This window comes from Hahella sp. CR1, from assembly GCF_029813005.1.
Classification (GTDB): Bacteria; Pseudomonadota; Gammaproteobacteria; order Pseudomonadales; family Oleiphilaceae; genus Hahella.
Map to the genome: position 1 here is coordinate 422102 of NZ_JAPELK010000005.1, position 22281 is coordinate 444382.

Below are 22281 nucleotides of genomic sequence, written 5' to 3' on the forward strand. Positions count from 1 at the left end.
CGGCGTTGGAAGTGGCTGCGCCCTGGACTGCATTAGCACGGAAAAATATCAGGTACACATAAATGAAAAAATACAGGAAAAGTTTATTGCTGGCGCTCTTTCTATTGCCTGGAATAGCGAATGCGAGGGTGGAGGCGTGTGTCAGTCTGGATAGCCTTCCCTCTAGCAATATCGATAACGAAAGGCTCATCCTTGTTTCGGAAAGCATTGCATTATGCCCTCAGGAAGAGGTTATTCGGGGGACGCGATTCAAGCTAAAAGCGTCGAATATTACGTTGGATTGCGGCGGCAATACCTTTGACGGAACTATCCCAGCCACGACTGAAAAAGCGTCAAGAGCAGTGGACTCTGCGGCGGCATTGGAGGATGTGGCCATTGAGAACTGCACATTCAAGAATTATCAAAAAGGGCTGCTTCTGACGCCAGCGACGCTAGGGATCGGCGGCGCCAATTACGCAACGGGACTTAAACGGTTTCGGGTAAAAAACGTTACGATCAAGGACATTGGCGTTTATGACGCAAATAGTCCGCTTGGAGGAGAAGGCCTCATTGTTGGCCCCTACAGTCAGGATTTCTTGATTGATAATGTTGTCGTTGAAAATACGAGACTATCAGGGATCTATCTGGAGGCGTACAGCGTTCGAACGCGCGTGACCAACTCCAGTTTTATTCATAATGGATTTTCCGGCAGCGCTTCCGGGCGTGAGGCTATCGCGATCGATGCCTCCTCAGAGAACGTCATTGCCAATAACCTGTTTAAAGATAATAAGTACGCGGCGATAGCAACCTACAAAAACTGCGGTGAGGCTGGCGTTGCGCGGAATATGCATGCGAATGACAACCTTATTGAACGCAATACGTTCAGCTACCACGACAACTACAACGGCGGCGCGGCGATTGTCATTGCGGCGCGCCAGGGAGCTGTGTTGTCCGGGTGCTCGGACGATGCGATGCCAGGATACGGTAACCGATACTTTGATTTCTCCAAACACAATGTCGTAAGGGAAAATGCGTTTGTGAACAATATCGCCTCCATAAAGGTGATGGACAGCTTTCAAACCATTTCCGGCAATACCTTTCACGGTACAAGTTGGAACGATCTGAGCGATCCGTCAGTGAAACATAAAATGGTGTACGACGTTGTAATTGGGAATGCGCAACTGGCGGAGCTTGGCGCGCCTGTCATTGGGGTGAGTATTCTCGATAATATCACTCGTACTTCAACCACAAACACGAGCGGCAGAACCTTTGTGCTTAACCATGACTCGACAGCGGCTTTTACGGGTAACAGGGACCAGAACTACGGCTGCCTTGCCGAGGACAAAGGTCCCGGGAATGCCTGCGCTGAGCTGGAGACGATACTTCCGTCCAACAGATGCGAGGTTTCTGTCACCGCATGTCCTGCGCACCCGCGAGGAAATTGGCTGGACGCCACCTATGGCTCCAACGTGATTCAATCGACTTGCGCCGCCAGAGCCAGGCAGCTCTGGGATTGGTGTCGTCTTGATGGTTCCGGTTCTTACTCAGTGACTACTGAGTTCTTCAAAAATAATGTTTTTCTTGAAAAAACGACTTACAACGGCGCGACGCGTTAGATAAACGGGACCTGTCAGGGGTACTTTTGTTGTGAATGTAGATGTAGTTAATTACGACTCTCAGTATGCCGTGGCGGTGGCTGATTTGTTTCATGGGGCGGTGCATGGCGTTGATTCGCAGATGTACACGCCTGCGCAAAAGGAAGCGTGGGCGCCGACGCCGCCTGATTATGATAAATGGAAAGCCAGACTGGATATCAAAAAGCCGTTTTTGGCGATAAGCGACGGGCGCTTGCTTGGTTTTATCGAACTGGAGGCTGATGGCCATATTGATTGCCTGTATACCCATGTCGAGTTTCAGCGGCGTGGCGTGGCGGCTCAGCTTTATCAGCGGCTGGAGCGGGAGGCGGTTGACGCAGGTATGACGCGCCTTTATGTAGAAGCATCAAGGGCTGCGCGCCCGTTTTTCGAGTCAAAAGGCTTTGTAACGACGCAACTTAATGAAATACAACGCAACGGTCAGATACTGGTTAATTTCACACTGGAAAAGAAGTTAACAAAACGCTAGCACATTTGGTTTTTTTATATCCATTTGATCTTATCGTCGTTATTTACAGAGTAAATCCTTTACTAAACTGTAAATAATGGCGCCGCATAAATACTGCTTCTTGGATTTTGCGCCCAAAAGGACGAGAACAGCCCGCATATTTATTCACGCCAGAACAACATATCCGTCGCAGCCCGAAGTCATGCGCAGTGAAGCGCCAAGTGGCGAGTCGGCGGGAAGTATCCTCAGAGGGGGGAGTGGACATGGCGGAAGCACCCGTATCATCGTCAGATAAGACCCGTTTAGGGGACCTGTTGCTCGAGCGGAATCTCATCACCCAGGAGCAACTGGAAAGGGCGATGTCTTTGCAGAAGACATCCCATAAAAAGCTGGGTGAGATCCTGGTCGAAGAACACTTGGTGTCAGACCGGCAAATACGGCGCACTCTTAAGATTCAACGTAATTTACGACGCACCGTACTGACATCTGTTTTAACTTTGTCGCCGTTATTCCTTGCAGGGTGCGGGGGGGCGACGCCGGCTAGCGCCGCGCCAAAAACACAGGCTTCAGCGGAAAGCTCCATCACCGTTTCAGAAACCGAACTGAGCGGCGATACGGTACTGGATTCGTCTTACACCACTTCCACCAAGAGCGGTAAAGGCGGGACCAAGGGAGGAGGCGGCAGATGGGGCGATGGCTCCAACACCAGCACTACTGACACCACCACGGACACCTCCGGCTCCACGACGACAACTGAAGATCCGTTTAGTCCCACTACGGATACCACTGATACTACCCAGTCATCAGATCCGTTTAGTCCTTCAGACACGACTACCGACACTAGCCAGTCTACTGACACCAGTCAGACTACGGATACCAGCACTACTGATACGTCGTCGAATCAGACCACCACGACGGATACTACCAGTACGACTGATACATCCAGTACAACCGATACTACGGCGACGACGGATACCTCCACCACGGATACTTCCACAGATCAGACACAGCCAGATGAGGTGGACATAGTCATTTCTTTGCCTCCCGCATCGCAGTCTGCATCAGTGGGATCGTCGGTCACCTTGAACGTTAGCGCCAGTGGCAGCAATACGCTGTATTATCAATGGCGTAAAGACGGACAGAATATTCCGGACGCGGTGACCTCCAGTTACACCATACCCAATGTGAGCGAAGCGGACGCGGGCAGTTATGACGTCATGATTGGCAACGAGAGCGGTGTTGTCATCAGTGATGCGGCGACGCTGGACGTTGTGGTCGATCGCACTGCGCTGCTGAGTTGGACGCCGCCGGCGACCCGTGAAGACGGTAGTGTGCTGGCTGCATCGGAAATCCAGCTTTACCGGATCTATCACCTGTCTGAAGACGGTTCCGTGGAAACAGTATATGAAGCGTCGCCGGATGAAATCAGCTTCTCCTTCGACAATCTGCCCGTCGGCACCCACTACTTCGCCGTGTCGGCTGTGGATGTAAATGGGCTGGAGAGCGACACGTCAGATATTGTGATGAAAAAAGTCTTATAAAAACCAAGGGCGGATTATCCGCCCTTTTTACTTCCCTTACTTCTATTAACCTCATATCCCTCAGTAAGCTGGCGCGCTCTCGTATTGGATGCCTTTTTCCGCCGCCTGGGCTTTAACTGTTGAGTAAATTTTGTAGTCCAGCGTTTCTTCTTCTGCGCCGCTGTCTTTGAGTTTCTGTTCGATAAATTCCTGACGCTGGCGTGACAGATCCGCAATTTGCGTGCGCAGGGCATCGCGTTTTTCCGCTGTTTCCTTGATGACTTTCGCCTGTTCGTCTTTTTCCAGCGCTTGCAACGGAGCGGGTAGCGTCGCCGGGGCGATGCTGTCCAGATCGACGCGGCCGCTACTGATGTCATCGACCAGTTCGCTTTCCGCGAGGAAATTACCTTCACCTGCGGCTGACGCATTAAAGGCGGCCCGTTTAGCCAGCGCGGCATCGGAGCTGACTGCATTCAGTTTGTCCGTGGCGGCGCTTTTGGCGGCGAGAGCCTTACGTTTTTCTTCCGTGCCGTAGAACATGCGGGTCTTGTCCATTTCTCTGGAGAGGGACGCCAGCTGTTCGTCAAATGGCGTGGCCACCGCAACGGCCTGACCGGATTGCTCTACCTGGAAGAAGGAGCCCTGGTTCAACTGCGCAATGCGACGCCATTCCGTTTGCGTGAAAGGATCATCGCCAGCCTGGATGGTGTTGACGACGATGCCCTTGGTCAGAGCGTCTTTCAACGTTTGCGGGTATTGCTGCTCGTTCTGATAGTCCATGTGCGGAGGCGCGTCGCCAACCAGAAAGATGACCCGGTAACTGTCTTTGTCCTGACTCCAGGAAATCTTATGCACGGCGTCGAACAACGCCTGATTGACGCTTTCTGGACCGTCGCCGCCGCCTTCAGCCTGGAAGTCCATCAAGGTGGCGTACATGGAGTCCAAGTCCGGCGAAAGATCGATGACGCGGGTGATATAGCTGTCTCCTCGATCCCTGAAGGCGACCAGCCCCATTTTGATTTCTGGAGCGGGTTGCGCGGAGGCCATGGTGCTGGCGATGGACCAGATGTTTTCTTTCGCCGCCTGAATCAGACCACTCATGCTGCTGGTGGTGTCGAGAGCGAACACCACTTCAATTTTGGCCCGCTTCTCATTAATTGTCGCGATCGGGTTCGTTGTAGTGATAGGGGCCGTTGTCGTGACTGGATAAGTTATCTGGTTGACCGCCGGCTTCGCAATGGCGAGGTTCTGCAGCGTAGGGTAAAAGGCGACCACGCCGGCGGTGGCTGCAAACAGGGTGAAGGCGAGCAGTTTCGATTTCATGGTTGAGTTCCTCCAATAAATGAATGAGCCGATGTCAGGAATGTCTGGATAGACGGCGCAAGGCGGCGTCTGCATTGCGATAGGCGCGCTCGAATTCCTCATTGCTGGCGGGAGCATCAACGCGTCCTGACGCAGACAGTTTGCGAGGGATGTAAACGAACGCCGCTTGCACGAGAAAGAACGTCCACAGAGCCAGAAACAGACTGTGGGTATGTAGTGCGGCGGCCAGGGATGCGAGCAGGGCGGCGCCATTGAGAAAGGCGTCCAGCGCCGCGGCGATCAGGCTGTCGTGGATATAAAGGCAGCGCGTCAGCCAGATAGCGGCGGTTTGCGTCGTCAGCCAGACCCATACGCCAGGGTTTAGCAGGAACAAGGCGGCGGTAACGGTCATCCAGGCGGAGAACACGACCAGACGTCCGGTGCGGGCGCGGCTGTCGCGCAACAAGATCACCACATACGCCAGACCCAGCGCGGAAATCAGCAGCCTGAGTCCGAAGCCTTCTCCAACCACAGGAGCGAACAGAACCAGCGCCAGTGCGCCGACGATACTGAGCGCCAGCGCAATCACAGCGCCGCGCCAAAAAGTAGACTTGCTCATGACGCCCTCCGCTTTTGTTGTTCGCGCAGCATCGCCAGATCAATATCTTCCTCGGTAATGCTGACGTCTTTGCTATCCCAGGTCTTGGGCTCGACGCTGTGATCCGTCTCAAACAAAGCGGCTTTCTGTCGCATGCTCTCAAGCCGGCGACGCTGATCGCAGAGCGATGAGGCTTGGGCGGTAATGGCGTTGGTCAGTTGACTGGCCTGCTGACGGAATTGCGACAGCAGCAGCTCGCCTTCCAGTTTGCGACGGAGCAGGCTCCGGGCGAGGTTTTCATTCTCCGCTTCGAAGCAAAGATCGAGTTGGGCGTCGAGTCCGCTCAGAGACTTTTCCACTTCGTTGATGCGACTGCTAACCTGCTGTATTTCATGCTCTTTCGCTTGCAGCCGGCGCGCGTTTTGCGATACTTCCTCTTCCATTTCCCGAATCGCCTGACGCAGAAGGGCGTCGGGTTCTTCCAAGCGGTCCAGCACGGCGTGCATATCCGCTTTGAATAAACGAGTCAGTCTGGTGATCAGCGCCATGTTCGTCTCCTTTCAGGGTGTTCGTTGATGTGGTTACAGTCTAAAAAGGAGCGTGCAGGCGTCGTAGACAGGCTTTTGTAAAACCTTCGCGGCGCTGTTTACAAAGAATTTACATGGCGTGGCGACGCTTGTTGTTAGACTCGTCTGTAACTACATTCGCTATCGCGAGAGTGATTTTTTCAGGTATCAATTGAGGTGGAGATGCAACGCAAAGCGCGCATTCTGATCGTGGAGGACGAAACGGCGATTCGCACCGGACTGGTGGATGTCTTCGTTTACCATGGCTATGAGGTGGATTTCGCCGTGGATGGCGACGAAGGCCTGAGCAAGTCGCTGAATGGCGCTTATGACCTGATCCTGCTGGACGTAATGTTACCGGGTAAAAACGGTTATGAGATATGCGAAGCAGTGCGCCTCAAGGACCGCGATCAACCTATCATCATGCTGACTGCCAAGTCTTCCGACGAAGATGTCATTCATGGCCTGTCACTGGGCGCCGATGACTACGTCGCCAAACCTTTTTCCGTGGCGCAACTGGTGCTGCGGGTGCAGGCGGTATTGCGGCGCTCTCGCTCCACGACGCTGGATGACGCCCATATTCGTCTGGCGGGCGGCCTGGAGATAGACACTCTGAATCTGAGTTGTCAGCACAAGGGTGAGGACGTGGCGTTTACCCGCAGAGAGATGGATGTCCTGCAATATCTGCATGAGCACTGCGAGCGCCCGGTATCGCGAGAGGAGTTACTCAACAAAGTCTGGGGGTACGCTCGGGATCTGGATATTGAAACCCGCACCGTAGATATTCATATCGCCAAACTGCGTCGTAAGATCGAGGACGATCCCAAGCAACCGCAACGGCTGGTGACTGTGCGCGGCGGTGGCTACCGCCTGATGACGGAGTCCTGATGGCCGCCTCGCTGCGACATGGACTTACGCCAGGACGCCTGCGTCTGTTCCTGGCGGTTTTGTTTTTGGCCCTGCTGATCCCCTTTACGGTATTGGTCTGGCAGACCCAGCAGCAGATCAAGTGGGAGGCGTTTCATCAGTACCGCTTGCTGGCGGAGGAACTGTCTCAGCGCATCGACTCTGAATTGCAGCGCTGGATTGCAGCGGAAGAAGCGCATTCTTATGCGGATTATCAGTTTCTGGTTCTGACCGGCGATCCCAATACCTCCAGTTATGTGCAGCGTTCCCCCTTGGCGACGTATCCTGTGGAATCGTCCATTCCGGGGCTGCTAGGGTATTTTCAGGTGGATGCGGAAGGCGTTTTCTCCACGCCGGCGACCCCTGATACGCTGGATAACCCAGAGCGTTGGGGGCTGAGCGCAGAGGAACTGACCCAGAGAACCGCCTTGCGCGACACTTTGTTGGATATTCTCAGCCAGAACCAGTTGGTGCAACGTCGCCGGGCGGACGACAAGCCTGTCAGTCTGGCGGATGAAGCGATGAGCCTGGCGGATACGATGGGGCTGTCTTCCAGAGCCTATAGCTCGTCGGCTGAGTCCGGCGCGGGAGGCCTGAGCGAGAACGCGGACAGCAGTTGGAGCCGCGACGCGGAGATGGACAGTACGGCGCAGACCGAACCAACGCCAGCGGCGCCAGCCGCGCAGGAGAGAAAAATCGCGCAAGCCCCGGCGCAGGAAGAATACAAAGCCAAGTCCCCGCCAGTATACGCGCAGCAGGCATTTGATAATCTGAACTCGCCGGTGTTCGAGCAACGCCAGCGTAGCCAGAGCGACAAGCGTCTGGAAGATCTCAAGCTACAGAGCAGCTTCAAGAAAGAAAACGTTGCGAGCAAGTCCCTGTCGAAAGCGGCAGGCGTTTCAGCGCCCGCCCCTAATCGCTCCTCGCGCATAGAGCAAACCGCCTTGGTCGAGGAAGTGGAGTCCGAAGCCGCGCCAGGAGAGCCCGCTGTTGCTGCGCCCAAAGTCAAAATCTTTGAAAGTGAAGTTGATCCCCTGGAGCTGGCCTTGTTGGACAGCGGACAGTTTGTCCTGTTCAGGAAAGTCTGGCGCGATGGCCAGCGTATTATTCAGGGGGCGATCGTTGAACAGAACGCCTTTATCGAAGGTGCGATGGCGCAGGCGTTTCAAGGGACGGCCCTGGCGCAGATGAGCAATATGGTGGTGGCGTTTCAGGGCGATATCCTGCAGACCGTTTCCGGCTCCATCAGACGTGGCTACATGGACCAGAGCGATGAATTAAATGGTGAGCTGTTGCATCAGGTGCGCTTGTCAGCTCCCCTTGGCGACTTTCAGTTGCTGTGGACGATTAACCGACTTCCCGCTGGCCCCGGCGCTCAGGTTGTCATATGGGCCAGTGTGATTCTTGGCGGTGTGCTGCTGCTGGGATTTATCATGCTGTACCGGCTTGGCCTGCGGCAGATCAAACTGGCGCGGCAGCAGCAGGACTTTGTTTCCGCCGTCAGCCATGAACTGAAAACGCCTCTGACCTCTATTCGCATGTACGGCGAAATGCTGCGGGAAGGCTGGGTTGGCGAAGAGAAAAAGCGGGAGTACTACGACTTCATTCATGACGAGAGCGAACGCCTTTCCCGCCTCATCGCCAACGTGCTACAACTGGCGAGAATGGAGCGCAATGACCTGAAGTTGGAACTCAAGCCCGTCGGCGCCCAGGCCCTGATGGATATGGTGCGCTCCAAAATCAGCAGTCAGGTGGAGCGGGCCGGATTTGAGTGCAGCTACGAACTTGATCCTTCCTGTGCGGATAGAGAGCTGCACGTGGACGCAGACGCCTTCGTGCAAGTGATCATCAATCTGGTGGATAACGCCATTAAGTTCTCCTCTAAATCCGAGCGCAAACGTATCGAGATCCAGGCGCGGCCGCGGGGCGCCAAGTCAGTCGCCTGGAGCGTCAGGGATTACGGCCCGGGCGTTCAGAAAAGCCAGATGAAGAAAATCTTCCAACTGTTCTACCGCTCCGGTAATGAACTGACCCGCGAAACCGTCGGCACCGGAATTGGGCTGGCGCTGGTGCGACAGCTGACCCGCGCCATGGGAGGCGAAGTCGACGTGCTCAATCGCACCCCGGGAGCGGAGTTTGAGGTGGTGTTGCGCTGATGCAGGAATAAGTGGCTAACTGTAATTTTCTCTATAAAATAGCCACTTATCTGTTTTAAGACTTGTTGCAGGACGCAAACGATGATGTATCCCCCGCTTCGCTTGTTGCGAACTTACCCCTCGACGATTTACCTCTCATCTGCGCTATGCCCAATTAGTCGCGGATAGCAACGTTCTCTGAATTTTCCCTCCAAACGAAGCCGGTTTTTGCCGGGCTTTGCAGTTGGTGGCGATAGCGCTGGATGATTAAGGATTGAGTAGGGCTATGAACGCTGTATTGCGTATTAAAAATGATCTTGTCGCGGCCAGTATGGTCGCCAGTATTCTGTTTCTCGCGATTGTCAGCCTGGGGCTTTCCCTGGCTGTCTTGCCGTTGTACGTCAATAAAACGCTGGGCTACTCTGCGTTTTATGTCGGATTGGTGGTAGCGATTGAGTCAATTTCTACGTTGCTTTCCCGCGCCTACGCCGGCAGGTTTTCGGATAACCATGGTCCCAGAAAAGGGATGGTGTTGGGGCTCGCATTGACCTTCAGCGCGGGGATGCTGTGCTATTTGTCATTTGCGTTGCTGCCTGCATCGGTTCTTACTTTTGTGATTATCTGCTTTTCCCGTATTTTGATGGGAATTGGCGAGAGCCTGATTTTCACTTGTAGCGGGACCTGGCCCATCGGGCTGGTTGGTCGTGAGCACGCCGGTAAGATTATGTCCTGGGTGGGTATCGCTATGTTTTTAGGGCTGGCAGCCGGTAACTATGTCGGGGCCTGGTCTTATTACTCTGTAGGCATTGTCTATGCGGCGCTTTTCATGAGCCTGCCGCCAGTCATTGGCTTTGTATTTGTGGCGGTTGTCCGTCCCGTGGATGTGCATCCGGAAAGAAGCGAAATCAAGCTCGCTTATGCGATCAGTCGGATCTGGAAGTCGGGGTCAGGCTTTTCTCTCGCGAATATTGGCTATGCGGCGATTACCGCTTTCCTGGTGCTGTACTTTGTGGAAAGCGGCTGGCGGGAAGAGGCGGCATTCTCTTTATCGCTTTTTGGCGTGGGTTATGTTTGCGCACGTTTGACGCTGGGCTGGATGGCGGATTCATCCGGCTTAAAGATGACGCTGTTCTCTCTTGTTATTGAGGCGGCAGGGCTGTTGTTGATCGGACTGGCGACGTCGCCGCAGCAAGCGATGGTTGGCGCTTTTCTGACTGGATTCGGTCTATCCATGGTGTATCCGTTACTGGCGCTGCCAGCCCTGAAAAGCCTGCCGGATAAGAACATCGGGCTGGCGTTGAGTACCTATGAATCCTGCTTTGACATTGGAATTCTGATTGCGGGCATTATCGGCGGCTCGATCGTCTCTTGGTTCGGCTACGAGTCTATATTTATTTTCTCATTCTTTTGCTGCCTGTTAGCGATGGCGTCTACGGTGTTGGCATTCAGACAGTTAGATGAAGAGCAAATGGAGCCGATTGCGGTGACGAGTTAAGTCGCTGATAGACGTGTTAAGTGGACTCAGCCGGAGCCTATGGTCATTCGCTCCGGCTTCAGGGCGTTACCTATGCTGCGCCTCAGGGAAGAGCAGTGCGTAGGCGTCGAAAAAGGACAGGGCGTCTTCTTCGGTAGAGGCGTCTGCGAGGGTTTTCAACTCAGGCTTGAGCGCCAGTCTATAGCCGTCCAGCAGGTGCTCGATATTGTGCAGCTCTGGATGGTGGTTGACGGCGTCGGGCATCATTTTCAGGATCGCATCCACATAGTCGAGGTTGCGATGAATCGTGTCTTCATTATGCAGGCTGGAGGCGACCCAGAGGTGGTTAAGTTCCTTGCCTGAGGTGCGCTTTTCCGAGTCTGCGGCCTGCACGACGGTGGTTCCATACACGACCGTGCACAGCTTTTCTTCCGCCTCAAACTCGCCATTTCTGTTGGCGTCATACCAAAACTCATAACCCAGCTCGTGGGTGAAGGCTCGGGCGTCGATGCTGATTTTGGCGACAGGCTTGCTGTCTGGACCCATCTCCAAGCCTTGATACAGGGAATAGCCATCGAACCAGCTGCGGGGACGTCCCAGAAAATTACCCGGGGGATACTCTTCTTCTACACGATAATGAGCGCCCAAAATGTTGAGGTTGCTACCCTGGTGAAAAAACAGATCTCCCAGCAAAACGCCGTCTTCCTGCGTTTCCATGAGCAATTGCTGGCGTTCGTCCTTTAATTTGGTGCCGGTGCGGATGCGTTCGCCCAATATGCCCAGCATGCCCCGGCCTTCGATGACGGTATACAGCGGTTTAATATCGTGGACGTCGCCGTTGTTGATAGCGCCATACACTTCGGTTTCTTCCCGGCCAAAGGCTGGGTCATCTTCGTTGATGGCGAAGACAGGAATAAGCTGATCCTCGACAAGCACTCGACCGATCAGCGCCTCTTTGCGGCCCGCCAGACCCAACCACTTGCGGACTTCTCGCTCTTCAGAGGAGGCCAGCAAGACGCCGTTGGCGTCCTTAACCTGAAATGTTTCCACCTTGCCGTTGTCGTTAGCGTTGATTTCGGCGATAACGTCGCCGCTGGGAAGATTGATGTCGTTGTCGCCCCAGAAGTTATAAGATCCGCTTCCCCGGCTGACGCCGCTATACACTCGAATAACTGACTGATAAGGAACATCTTCATTAGCCCCTGCGTTCCATGGATAGGTTGTTCGGCTTTCCGCAATGGTCAGCACCGCATTGGAGACCGGGTAATCATTAAAAGGCAGGCTGCAGATTAACTTAATAATTCCCCATAGGATGAATGCGGGAATGATATAGATCCCATAGCTAAATAGTTGATTAATAAACTGCATATCTAAGTAATGGATGAGGCTTGTCGGTAGTGTGTCGGATATGTGAGGCGTTAGCTGGCCGAGTATATCATAAGGTGATAGTATTTCGGCCCGACTCATTGTCGAGTCCTTATCCCTCATGAAGTTTGCGCCCGCGGCGCTTTATATTTGACGCGATATATAGCAATGGAATACTGGTCTTTACTCTACCTCCCGTGTCTCTTTTGGGCCGCCTATCACTACTATAAGGACCGGCATAAACCAGAGCCTGTTTTAATGCTGATTTTGGCCCTGGTATTGGGATACTGCTCAGCCTATATCGGCTTATATTTGTATGAAGCGCTGGACTATATTCATTTACGTTTTGACGCCTATGAACTTGCGAAAAGTTCAAGTCTGCAATTATTTTTATATTCCGTTTTAGCCATTGGGCCGATAGAAGAGCTGGCCAAGTTCATTCCTTTTCTTCTTATCATTGTTAGATTGCCGCATTTTGATGAACCCATAGACGGCATTATTTATTCCTCGTTTATCGCGCTCGGATTCTCATTACATGAGAACAGTTATTACCTGACTTATCTGGAGGGGTGGGAAGCGTTGGCCAGATCGCTGACGGCGCCGATGGTGCATGTTATGTTCGCCTCCATTTGGGGGTATGCATACGGTTACTCTGACTCCCATGGCGGCAATCGATACCTCGTGACTTTCTGTTTTCTCCTCATCGCGATGTTTCTGCATGGCGTGTTCGACTTTTTCAGCATTGGGTTATCCATCTGGGCGAATATTGCCCCACCATTGCTGATCCTGGCGATCTGGATGTGGCGGTTGCGGATTCTGCACCGTGTGCAAAACGAGGCTTGATGACTCGCATATGATTAGTTCCAACGACTACGTTTATTCATTGCAGGCGCTGCGCTTCTGGTTGCAGGACATGACGCGCCGTTTGCACTCCCGCGCCAATCTTGATCCTGACGAAGAGGAATTAATGCTTCAGGTCGAGCTATGTTATGAGGACGTCTGGCAGGCGTATGCTTCTACCTATGACCCATCGACAAACATGGTTCCCCCTGACTTATTACAACGGTCCGCCTGGGTTCAGAGTCCGGAATGGCCGGAAGCGCTGCAGGAATTACGCCCGGAAGATAAATGCGATACGGATAAAGCAAAGAGACTGCTGAAGTTGCCATTTGAGCGGATCGAACCTTGTTTGCCGGAATTGCTCACGTGGTTACAGGACCCTAACTGGCCCGTCGCGGGAGTCATTGCTGAACCTTTGGCTGCGATGGGGGAGAAGCTAACGCCCGCGTTGCTGCAGGCGCTCAAAATGGCGCGTCAGGATAATGATTCCTGGTGGGTGTCCAATCTTATCCTTAGCCTGATCAACAGGTTGCCGGCGACCTCTGTGGAGGCGCTTAGAACGGAATTGTCATTCTGGATATTAAGCGAAGACCAGGAATTGGGCGTCCAGGTTATCCAGCTCTTGCTGCGTCATAAACTGGGAGACCAGCAGAATCTGCGCAGATGGGCCCAGATAAAGATAGATGCGTACGCAGAGTATATAGCGGAGCTGCAAGATGCTCTCAAGGAAGAGGAATAGGAAGAGGGAAATCAGCGTTAGCCAACCTCCCTTGTAATGAGCCTGAATCGAACGGCTAAGTCGCGTCCGCCTGTTGTTCAGGCGTCGCCTTCTGGAAAGCATCCAGTTTCAAGCAGTTGTCGTTGATCTCACGCAGTCTCGGGAAGTTCGTCATCGGACAGTTAAAGCGATTGGCGTTATATACCTGAGGAATCAGGCACACATCCGCCATCGTCACATGCTCTCCGAAGCAATAAGGGCCCTTATCCGCATAGCCCGCCGCCATCTGCTCAAGCGCTTTGAAGCCTTCAAGAATCCAGTGCTGATACCACACCAGCTTCTTCTCCTCGTTGACCTCCATGGGGCCAGTCAGATACTGCAACACCCGCAGGTTATCCAGTGGGTGAATGTCACAAGCAATGACCTGACTGAAAGCCCGCACTTGCGCTTTGGTTTGAGGGTCAGCAGGCAGAAGAGCCGGAGTCGGATGATTGTCCTCCAGAAACTCAATGATGGCCAGAGACTGGTTCAGGCGAAACTCGCCGTCTGTCAGTAGCGGCACAAGACCCTGAGGATTCAGGGCCTTATAGTCCGACTGGTGCTGTTGACCGCCGTCTTTCGCCAAGTGCACGCTATGGGCTTCGTAGGGAAGCCCTTTCAGGTTCAGCGCGATACGCACCCGATAGGCGGCGCTGGAGCGCCAGTAATCATATAAACGCATCATCATGAGTAGCGCGTCACTTTCTGGTCGATGGCGCCAAAAATGGAGCGCCCCTGCTTATCCAGCATCTCAATACGCACCTGGTCTCCGAAGCGCATAAACGGCGTTTTCGGCGCGCCGTTTTCAATGATTTCCAGCATGCGCACTTCCGCCAGACAGCTTGAGCCGGTGGAGCGGTCTTTGTTGGAGACCGTACCTGAACCGACGATGGCTCCGGCGGACAGCGGACGGGTTTTCGCGGCATGGGCGACCAGCGTGGGAAAGTCGAAGGTCATATCAATGCCGGCGTTGGGTTGACCCAGCAACTTGTCATTCAAATGCGTGATCAAGGGCAGGTGCACCTTACCGCCGTCCCAGGCGTCGCCCAGCTCGTCCGGCGTTACCGCCACAGGAGAGAAGGCGCTGGAAGGTTTGCTTTGGAAAAAGCCGAAGCCTTTCGCCAGTTCGCCGGGAATCAGGTTGCGCAGGGACACGTCATTGACCAGCATCAGCAGGCGAATATGTTTGCCGGCGTCCGCAGCGTCAACGCCCATACGAACATCGTCGGTAATCACCGCCACTTCCGCTTCCATATCGATGCCCCAATCTTCCGAAGCCATGGCGATATCTTCGCGCGGCCCCAGGAAGGCGTCGCTGCCGCCCTGGTACATCAGTGGGTCGGTCCAGAAGCTCTCCGGCATTTCCGCGCCGCGAGCCTTGCGCACCAGCTCTACGTGATTAACGTAAGCGCTACCGTCAGCCCACTGATAGGCGCGGGGCAGAGGAGAGGCGCACTGATTGGGATCAAACGCAATAGCGTCTTTGACGCCGCCTTCATTCAAAGCGTTGTATACCTCTTCCAACGCGGAAGACAGGTCGTTCCATTGGTCCAAAGCGGCCTGCAGCGTGGGAGCGATCTGTGGAACGGCGACGGCCTGTTGCAGATCGCGACTGACGACAACCAGGACGCCGTCACGCGAGTTGCTTTTTAATGTTGCGAATTTCATGGATATTGCTCCTTAAACCGTCGCTATTTCATTTTCCAACTGTCTGCATACTCGATGGTCTCCACCTGACAGGCGGCAGGCCCGACTTCCAGCGCATCGCGGGTGTCGAGCATCACGGCGACTTCATCGGTTTCTTTGCGGGTATATTCGAGGCCCGCTGCGAACGCTTTGGGGTGAGGCCCGTGGGTGAAACCGGAAGGATGGAAGGTCACCATGGCCGGACCGATATTGTCGCGGCTGAAGAAGTTGCCTTGATGGTAGAAAATGACCTCATCGAAGTCGTCATTGTTGTGGTAGAAGGGCACCTTCAGTGCGCCCGGATCGGATTCGATCGGACGGGGCACAAATGTGCACACCACAAAACGACTGGCGACGAAGGTGGAGTGCGCTGACGGTGGCAAATGGTAGCGATGAGACGCCAACGGGCGAATGTCGCGCCAGTTGATGCGCACCACGGACAGATCGCCGTGCCAGCCGAGAGCATCCAGCGGACTGTATGGATAGGTCACCCTGGAAATCGCATTGCGACGCTTGATCTCCACTACCCACTGGGTGTCGTCCTGCTGGGCGAGGAAGGCGTCGTCAATGCGGGGGACGTCAAGCATGGCCGGATCAAAGATCGCCTGCGGTCCCACCAATCCTTTTTCTGGCAGCTGATAGCTGTCGTTAGTGGCTTCGATCATCAACATAGTGATGGGAGACTTGGGCTCCAGTCGCCACATGGTGCTGCGCGGCAGCACTATATAGTCGCCTTCGCGCACGGTCAGACGGCCGTAATCACAGAAGAAGTCGCCTTCTCCTTCGTGAATGAAGAACAGGTCGTCGCCGTCCGCATTGCGGGCGAGGGTGTCCATCTTCTGCGTGCAACGCCAGTAGCGATACTGACAGTGCGCGTTGTGTAGCAATACTGGGGCGTCGAACGGAGACTTCGTCTCGATGTTCAGTCTGTTGAGGTCAAAAGCCCGGGGGCGTAGCGGTCCTTCCCAGCTATCCCAGTCGGTAGGCGGACGCTTGTGGTGGAAGTGGGCGGTAGGCCCGAAGAAACCGCTGCGTCCGGCTTCCCTTTCATAAATGGCTTCGCTGGGCAGATCTGCGTGGGCCTGTCTGGAGACAAGTCCTTCTTTATGCGGAAAAGAGATCCACTTACGCATGTTCCTTCTCTCCGGCGTTGGGTGACAGCAGACCGCGACGAATCTGGTCTTCCTCAATGGATTCAAACAGCGCCTGGAAGTTGCCCTCGCCGAATCCTTCATTGCCTTTACGCTGAATGATCTCGAAGAAAATCGGGCCGATGACCGTGCTGGTGAAAATTTGTAGCAGCAGCCCGTCGTTATCGTGAGGCGCGCCGTCGATCAGGATGCGCAGATCTTTCAGGTTATCGATATTTTCATCATGGCCGGGGACGCGGGTGTCGATTTTTTCGTAATAAGTATCAGGGGTGTCCATAAACACCACGCCAGCTTCGCGCATGTCGCGTACTGTCTTGTAGATATCCTCGGTGGACAGCGCGATGTGCTGGATGCCTTCGCCTTTGTACTCCTGCAGATATTCTTCGATCTGAGACTTGTCGTCAGCGGACTCGTTGATCGGAATGCGGATTTTGCAGCAGGGAGAAGTCATGGCGCGGCTGTGCAGGCCGGTCAGCTTGCCTTCGATGTCGAAATAACGAATCTCGCGGAAGTTGCCGATGCGCTCATAAAAGCCGGCCCAGGTGTCCATGTTGCCGCGGAAGACGTTGTGAGTCAGGTGATCCAGAGTGGTCAGTCCCAGGCCTTTCGGATGTTTGTCCACGCCGGGGAAGTACTCGAAATCAATATCGTAAATGCTGTCTTCGCCATATTTATCAACGAAATAAAGCACGCTGTCGCCGATGCCATACACCGCAGGGATGCGAACTTCTTCGCCTTGAACGTCGCCTTTGTCAAAGGGCTTGGCGCCTTGAGATACGGCGTATTCGAACGCCTTTTGTGCGTCCTTGACGCGGAACGCCATGGCGCAGGCGCAGGGTCCATGATCCATGCTGAACTTGTGGAAGTAGCTGGGGACGTTTTCGTTGACCAAGAAGTTAATATCGCCCTGACGATACAGGGTGATGGCTTTACGCTTGTGTCTGGCGATAGCGGTGAAGCCCAGCGTTTCGAAAAGAGGTTTCAGGCTTTCTGCGCCTGCTTTGTCCGGAGCTCCAAATTCAACGAATTCGAAACCATCAGTGCCAAGTGGGTTTGTATATACATTACTCATGATACAGTCCTCTGTATTATCAATTAAAAAACGCGTAATGGAATTGTCGTCAGCCGGGGCAAAGCCCCGCTTAGCTCCATTGGGCGCGTATTTCTGCGGCTATCAATAGCTTCAATGCGAGTAATGCAAAATCGTTCATAACCTTGGTGGATTTAACCTGCTTCGTCTGTACGTCGTCACCGTTCCCGCGCTTCAGGCGCCGGCGGCTAACTTCTCCGTATTGGATTGTTGTTTGGGTGGAAAAGTCGGAGCGAACAGCCCAAGTTCTTTGGCTTGGCGCACTTTATCCATGATGTCGCAGTGGGCGACTTCGTAAAGCTGTTTGAGGCCATCCAGCACGTAATAAATAGGTTGCATGATATCGATGCGGTAAGGCGTTCTTAGCACATCCACGATATCAAAGGGGCGGCGTTCCGGCGTGTCGGAGAAGCAATATTGCGTCTCGCCGATAGAAGACAGAATGCCGCCGCCGTAAATTCGTTGCCCCGCAGCGGAGTCCATCAGGCCGAACTCGACGGTGAACCAGTACAGCCGCGCCAGGAAGATACGGTCTTCCTTGGAGGCCGAGTAACCCAGCTTGCCGTACATTTGCGTGAATTCCGCGAAGTAGGGGTTGGTCAGCATGGCGCAGTGACCGAATATTTCATGAAAGATGTCCGGCTCCTGCAAATAGTCCATTTCGTCTGGCGTACGAATAAAGGTGGCGCAGGGAAATTTCTTATTTGAGAGCAGGTCGAAGAAGGTATCGAAGGGGATTAATGCGGGCACTTGCGCCACTTCCCAGCCGGTTTCACGGCGTAATACGGAGGAAACGTCCTCTAGTTGGGGGATACGGTCTTCGGGTAAATCCAGTAACTTCAGTCCATGAAGATATTCGTCGCAGGCCACATTGCGTATGACCTTGTCTTGTCGTGTGATCAGCTCACGCCAGACGGCGTGCTCCGAATCGGGGTAGGCGATAAAGCCGGATGCGTCAGGCTCTCTCGCAACATACTTTGTACCTTTGCCCATTTTCTCACCTCGTGACGTGTCAGGAAGGGTGTATTCCATGGCACTCTTATTATTCTACCGGCTTGTGGCCGGCTTAATCTGGCGGCCGTCAGTTGGGTTGGACGGCGCGAGGTCGGATTTTTTTCCGGCCGGGCCTTCCTCTGATTAAATGACAATCCGCAGAATTTGTCTATACATTGCTAATAACGGCTGGCGATTAACGAGGGAGGTTTAATGACAATTCTTTAGCGAAGACTCCTTAGTCCGAGAAGGTGCGCCACAGTTTGGCGAACTCTCCGGAGAACTCCCTGACGAGGCCGGGGTGGTCGGTCACTACGATGTTTTCCTGGTTATAAGTGCTGGCGCTGCGGGTCCAGTTAAAACTGCCGTGAATCAGGACGCTGTCATCGATAAGGGCGAATTTATGATGCATATGGTGGGGTTCATCGTCCATCTTCACCAAAATGCCGGCATCTTTGAAACGATCAATGTCGCTGCCCAGGTCAAAGGATTTGTCATTGTCCGTGATGATGCGGATTTTTAGCCCCCTTTTGTGAGCGTTAATAATTTCATCTGCGATTTTGTCATCGGAAATGGTGAATACGCAGATTTTCAAACTGCTTCGAGCATTGCGTATGCGTTCTATGATTGCGCGACGGCATTGCTCCCCTGGGCTGAAATAGGCCCGTGTTAGATTGCTTTCCTCCTCGCCAGAGTCCAAAGCCTTGATTACCCGCTCCAGCCATTTCAGCGCCCTGAGCGCACCATCGCCGCCATTGACGATCAATGGACGGGTCAACTCAAAGGCGCGATTACGCATAAAACGCACCTGATCCGGCTGTAAAGTCTCAAGCATCGCCAGCAACGCCTGTTTCTCAGCATTATCGAACCTTTCATCCGTGAGGGTTTGTTGGAGGAAAAAAGTCAGTTGATCCAGTTGCATGGGGAAAACGCCTTATTGCTAAAAATACAAGCGCACAGTCAGCGCTATAGGTGTTTGCTTTGTTCTATCTATAACTAAAAAAGCTTGCATGAAATGCCTTTAGATATCCAGCCTGCTCGGATGGCGCGCAGGTTGAGATAACTCGATAGAAACTTTTTCTGTCGTATCGGAAGCTGGTGCTGAAATTTATCGCCTAAAGTCTCCAAACATGAGCGCTCTCCCTTGTATACTTGCTCGCTAAATATGAATTGATGACTTGTTATTCAGGATTTCCTATGGCGATTAAACGCGTATCTTCTTGGCTATTGGTGGTGGGGTTGAGCTTGGGCGCTTTGGCCGGTTGTTCTCCAGAGGTGGGGAGCAAGGACTGGTGTGAGGATATGGCGACCAAGCCGAAGGGCGACTGGACGGCCAATGAGGCGACGGATTACGCCAAACACTGTCTGTTCCGCTCTGACAGCTAAGCGAGCAGCCCCAAACCTAAACTTTGGGATAAGTGGACCAGTTTTACATTTTGATAGTTATCAACAGGTTGTCGTCAACTTGGAGCCTGTTGTTTCCGTGAGGCGCTTTGTGCGCCTTGACTTTGCCGGGGCGGCCATTTAGCTTACGCCCCCATTGCATCAGGTGTCCCACGAACATTCGTTCACGGGATGAAACGGGAAGTCGGTTAAAATCCGACGCTGCCCCCGCAACGGTAAATGAGTCAAACGACAACCCCCTGTCACTGCGGATTCGCGGGAAGACGTTGTCGCCGGTTACGCCACTCATGAGCCCGGAGACCGGCCTGACGCCTGCTTATCGCGTGGCATAGCGGAGGGCTTTGCCGGGACTCGTCTGACTCGACTCCTTTCCCTCTTTGCTTGTATCCGCTGCGCAACAATTGCATTCACTGGCGCTATTCTTTCGGAACATTATGAGGCTTGTAACCCTTTTGCTTTTAGTTGGCTCACAACTGACCGGCGTTCGCGCGGAAGAGTTGGAGCCTGTTGTCGTCGAAGCCAAGGCTCCATCTGCGGATGAGATTGACGCCGAGTATCAAACTGGCTTCGTGAAGGTGATCAAGCGCGAGCAATTTGACTCGAAAGTCGCGACCGTCGCAGACGTGCTGAAGAATGAAACCGGCGTTCAAGTGCGTCAGAGCGGCGGACTGGGGTCATACTCCGCCGTTTATCTGCGTGGCTCGACCAGTAAGCAGGTGAACGTTTATCTTGATGGCGTATTGTTAAACGACGCGACTGGCGGCTCGGTGGACTTGAGCCAGATATTGCTGAACGGCATTGAGCAGATTGAAATTTATAAGGGCGCAACGCCAATTCAGTTGGGTTACTCTGGCGTTGGCGGCGCCATTAACATCAAGTCCCTTCGCTTCAGCAAACCCCTCAGGCAATTAAGTCTTGGGTATGGCTCATTCAACAGTCGCAAAGGGGCGCTCACATTCGCCGATAGCGTTGGCGAAACCAACTACCTGGCGTCCCTTGATTATCTCGGCAGTGATAACGACTTCGAGATGCTGAACAACAACCAGACCGAATTTAACCCCTACGATGACCGTGTGGAACGTCGTCGCAATGCGGATTTCAGTCAGTTCAACGGCATGCTGACGGCGGAGCGCAGCCTGTCGGATCGCACGGACTTGCAACTGATGGCGCAACATTTCAATAAAGATCAGCACTTACCTGATATCGCCAACCTGGAGAGTACGCGAACCAGTCTGGATACGGACTTCACTCGTCTGCAGAGCAAACTGAGCTTTGCCCGAAATACACAGGAAAATTATTCGGGGCGCATTTTCTGGTCCACACAAGAAGAGCGTTATGACGACAGTCAAAGCCGAATCGGCCTGGGCGTGCAGAAAACGCGCGCTGACACAGATGTGGTCGGCGCCGAGTTATATGGCTCCTATTCAATCGGTCTGCATCTGCTCTCCGCTACGATGGAGGCGCGCCGGGAAACATATCAGGAAGAGGACCTGACCGGACGCAGCCAAAAGCAAGAGTTTGAGCGCATGACCTACTTACTGGGCGTTCAGGATGAGTGGGCGGATGCGGAAGATATCTGGTTGGTGCGTTTGAGCGCACGCCAATATTTTCTTGAAGACGAAACCCCTGTTGCATCCATGAGCGGGCGCACGGAGGCGGCTTCTGACAGTGCACAGTATCACTCATTGCAGGCGGGCGTTCGTTACCGCCTGACAGATTGGCTGTCGCTCAAGACCAATGCATCCCGGGATGTGAGGTTCCCTCAGTTAGCGGAGAAGTTCGGCGATAGAGGTTTCTTCATTGGTAATAGTGAGTTGCAACCGGAAACAGCGTTGAACGGTGACATCGGATTTGAAGTGGGCGTAGATAGTTTTAGTGTTTCTGCGGCCTATTTCTATCGGGATTTAAAAGATGCTATCGTCCCCTCTTATGACTCAAGGGGAGTCGGCCGCTTTGAGAATGTTGGCAAAGCAAGGGTTAGCGGAGTGGAAGTGGACGCCATGTATCGACCTGTTCCCGCCTGGACGTTTATCGCCAGAAGCACCGCCCAGGACACAGAAAACCTGTCAGACGCCCGTGACCTGCACGGCAAGCAACTGGCGGGCGCTTACACCTATTCCCACTTTTTATCCGCCGCCTGGAGTATCGGTCGCATCACTACCTCCGTTGAGTACCGCCATGAATCCGGGGCGTATTACGACAGCGCTCAGGAAACGGAAGTGGAAGATCAAAACATTGTCGATGTGGTGGGCCGCTGGTCCGACGGCGAGACAACAGTTGAAGTTAGCGCAAACAATGTGACGGATGAGGTCGTTGAAGCCTTCAACGGTTTCCCTTCTCCTGGACGTCACTATTTTGTGTCTTTACAGCACTTGTTTTAGTTCTTTTGCCTTATCACCAAGAGGAAACAGG

General features: G+C 53.6%; 20 protein-coding genes and 1 riboswitch. Of the genes, 10 read left to right on the forward strand and 10 right to left on the reverse strand.

The annotated features are described in order from the left end of the window. The first annotated feature begins 62 nt into the window (after window positions 1-62). The 3 genes from ONV78_RS15120 (at window position 63) to ONV78_RS15130 (ending at window position 3623) form a co-directional block, all read left to right on the forward strand. A complete protein-coding gene (locus ONV78_RS15120) occupies window positions 63-1595 on the forward strand; it encodes a right-handed parallel beta-helix repeat-containing protein (protein ID WP_279504257.1) in 1533 nt (510 codons plus the stop codon). Window positions 1596-1626: 31 nt separating this feature from the next. Then, window positions 1627-2103: a GNAT family N-acetyltransferase gene (locus ONV78_RS15125; protein WP_279504258.1), complete on the forward strand. Its 477-nt coding sequence runs from the start codon at window positions 1627-1629 to the stop codon at window positions 2101-2103. A gap of 242 nt (window positions 2104-2345) precedes the next feature. After that, entirely contained in the window at window positions 2346-3623 is a 1278-nt protein-coding gene (locus ONV78_RS15130; protein ID WP_279504260.1) for an immunoglobulin domain-containing protein, read from the forward strand. A gap of 60 nt (window positions 3624-3683) precedes the next feature. Here ONV78_RS15130 and ONV78_RS15135 read toward each other — a convergent pair whose 3' ends face one another. From ONV78_RS15135 to ONV78_RS15145, 3 genes are read right to left on the reverse strand one after another with little or no spacing between them, the layout of a single operon-like run. Next, entirely contained in the window at window positions 3684-4925 is a 1242-nt protein-coding gene (locus ONV78_RS15135; RefSeq protein ID WP_279504261.1) for a VWA domain-containing protein, read from the reverse strand. A gap of 34 nt (window positions 4926-4959) precedes the next feature. After that, complete coding sequence (locus tag ONV78_RS15140) at window positions 4960-5523, reverse strand: hypothetical protein (protein WP_279504262.1); 564 nt, start codon at window positions 5521-5523, stop codon at window positions 4960-4962. Continuing rightward, window positions 5520-6050: a PspA/IM30 family protein gene (locus tag ONV78_RS15145; protein ID WP_279504264.1), complete on the reverse strand. Its 531-nt coding sequence runs from the start codon at window positions 6048-6050 to the stop codon at window positions 5520-5522. Before ONV78_RS15145 ends, ONV78_RS15140 begins: the two co-directional genes overlap by 4 nt. A 201-nt stretch (window positions 6051-6251) precedes the next feature. On the opposite strand from ONV78_RS15145, the gene ONV78_RS15150 reads away from it, so the two are divergent. From ONV78_RS15150 to ONV78_RS15160, 3 genes are all read left to right on the forward strand, one after another. Next, entirely contained in the window at window positions 6252-6956 is a 705-nt protein-coding gene (locus ONV78_RS15150; protein ID WP_279504266.1) for a response regulator transcription factor, read from the forward strand. Beyond that, complete coding sequence (locus ONV78_RS15155) at window positions 6956-9130, forward strand: HAMP domain-containing sensor histidine kinase (protein WP_279504268.1); 2175 nt, start codon at window positions 6956-6958, stop codon at window positions 9128-9130. The genes ONV78_RS15150 and ONV78_RS15155 overlap by 1 nt, the downstream gene beginning before the upstream one ends. A 265-nt stretch (window positions 9131-9395) precedes the next feature. Continuing rightward, on the forward strand, window positions 9396-10604 hold the full coding sequence (locus ONV78_RS15160) for an MFS transporter (RefSeq protein ID WP_279504270.1): 1209 nt from the start codon (window positions 9396-9398) through the stop codon (window positions 10602-10604). A 66-nt stretch (window positions 10605-10670) separates the two neighbouring features. Here ONV78_RS15160 and ONV78_RS15165 read toward each other — a convergent pair whose 3' ends face one another. Beyond that, window positions 10671-11951 (reverse strand): hypothetical protein, encoded by a 1281-nt coding sequence (locus tag ONV78_RS15165; RefSeq protein WP_279504273.1) that lies wholly within the window; start codon window positions 11949-11951, stop codon window positions 10671-10673. A gap of 255 nt (window positions 11952-12206) precedes the next feature. Here ONV78_RS15165 and ONV78_RS15170 point away from each other — a divergent pair, with 255 nt between their 5' ends. Beyond that, entirely contained in the window at window positions 12207-12791 is a 585-nt protein-coding gene (locus ONV78_RS15170; RefSeq protein ID WP_216736471.1) for a PrsW family intramembrane metalloprotease, read from the forward strand. Window positions 12792-12801: 10 nt separating this feature from the next. Further along, entirely contained in the window at window positions 12802-13527 is a 726-nt protein-coding gene (locus ONV78_RS15175) for a DUF5071 domain-containing protein (protein ID WP_279504276.1), read from the forward strand. Window positions 13528-13582: 55 nt separating this feature from the next. Here the strand turns inward: ONV78_RS15175 and maiA are convergent, their stop codons facing one another. The 6 genes from maiA to ONV78_RS15205 all read right to left on the reverse strand — a co-directional run bounded on the left by maiA (window position 13583) and on the right by ONV78_RS15205 (window position 19387). After that, window positions 13583-14230, reverse strand: a complete 648-nt coding sequence (gene maiA, locus ONV78_RS15180) for a maleylacetoacetate isomerase (RefSeq protein WP_279504398.1) — start codon at window positions 14228-14230, stop codon at window positions 13583-13585. Continuing rightward, window positions 14230-15213, reverse strand: a complete 984-nt coding sequence (locus ONV78_RS15185; protein ID WP_216736474.1) for a fumarylacetoacetate hydrolase family protein — start codon at window positions 15211-15213, stop codon at window positions 14230-14232. Before ONV78_RS15185 ends, maiA begins: the two co-directional genes overlap by 1 nt. 23 nt (window positions 15214-15236) lie before the next feature. Beyond that, window positions 15237-16364, reverse strand: coding sequence for a homogentisate 1,2-dioxygenase (locus tag ONV78_RS15190; protein ID WP_279504279.1), 1128 nt, complete (start codon window positions 16362-16364; stop codon window positions 15237-15239). Continuing rightward, window positions 16357-17454, reverse strand: coding sequence for a 4-hydroxyphenylpyruvate dioxygenase (gene hppD, locus ONV78_RS15195; protein ID WP_279504281.1), 1098 nt, complete (start codon window positions 17452-17454; stop codon window positions 16357-16359). The genes ONV78_RS15190 and hppD overlap by 8 nt, the downstream gene beginning before the upstream one ends. Window positions 17455-17646: 192 nt before the next feature. Continuing rightward, window positions 17647-18465: a phenylalanine 4-monooxygenase gene (gene phhA / locus ONV78_RS15200; protein ID WP_216736477.1), complete on the reverse strand. Its 819-nt coding sequence runs from the start codon at window positions 18463-18465 to the stop codon at window positions 17647-17649. Between the two features lie 238 nt (window positions 18466-18703). Next, window positions 18704-19387 carry a phospholipase D-like domain-containing protein gene (locus tag ONV78_RS15205; protein WP_216736478.1) on the reverse strand — a complete coding sequence of 228 codons (684 nt, stop codon included), beginning with the start codon at window positions 19385-19387 and terminating at the stop codon, window positions 18704-18706. Between the two features lie 275 nt (window positions 19388-19662). Between ONV78_RS15205 and ONV78_RS15210 the strand changes: the two genes are divergently transcribed. Continuing rightward, the gene (locus ONV78_RS15210; RefSeq protein ID WP_011394921.1) at window positions 19663-19851 is read left to right on the forward strand and encodes a DUF3012 domain-containing protein; all 189 of its coding nucleotides are present in this window, start codon (window positions 19663-19665) and stop codon (window positions 19849-19851) included. Window positions 19852-19995: 144 nt separating this feature from the next. Next, a riboswitch (cobalamin riboswitch) is annotated at window positions 19996-20193 on the forward strand. Window positions 20194-20303: 110 nt separating this feature from the next. Beyond that, a complete protein-coding gene (locus ONV78_RS15215; RefSeq protein ID WP_279504285.1) occupies window positions 20304-22250 on the forward strand; it encodes a TonB-dependent receptor in 1947 nt (648 codons plus the stop codon). Window positions 22251-22281 lie beyond the last annotated feature (31 nt).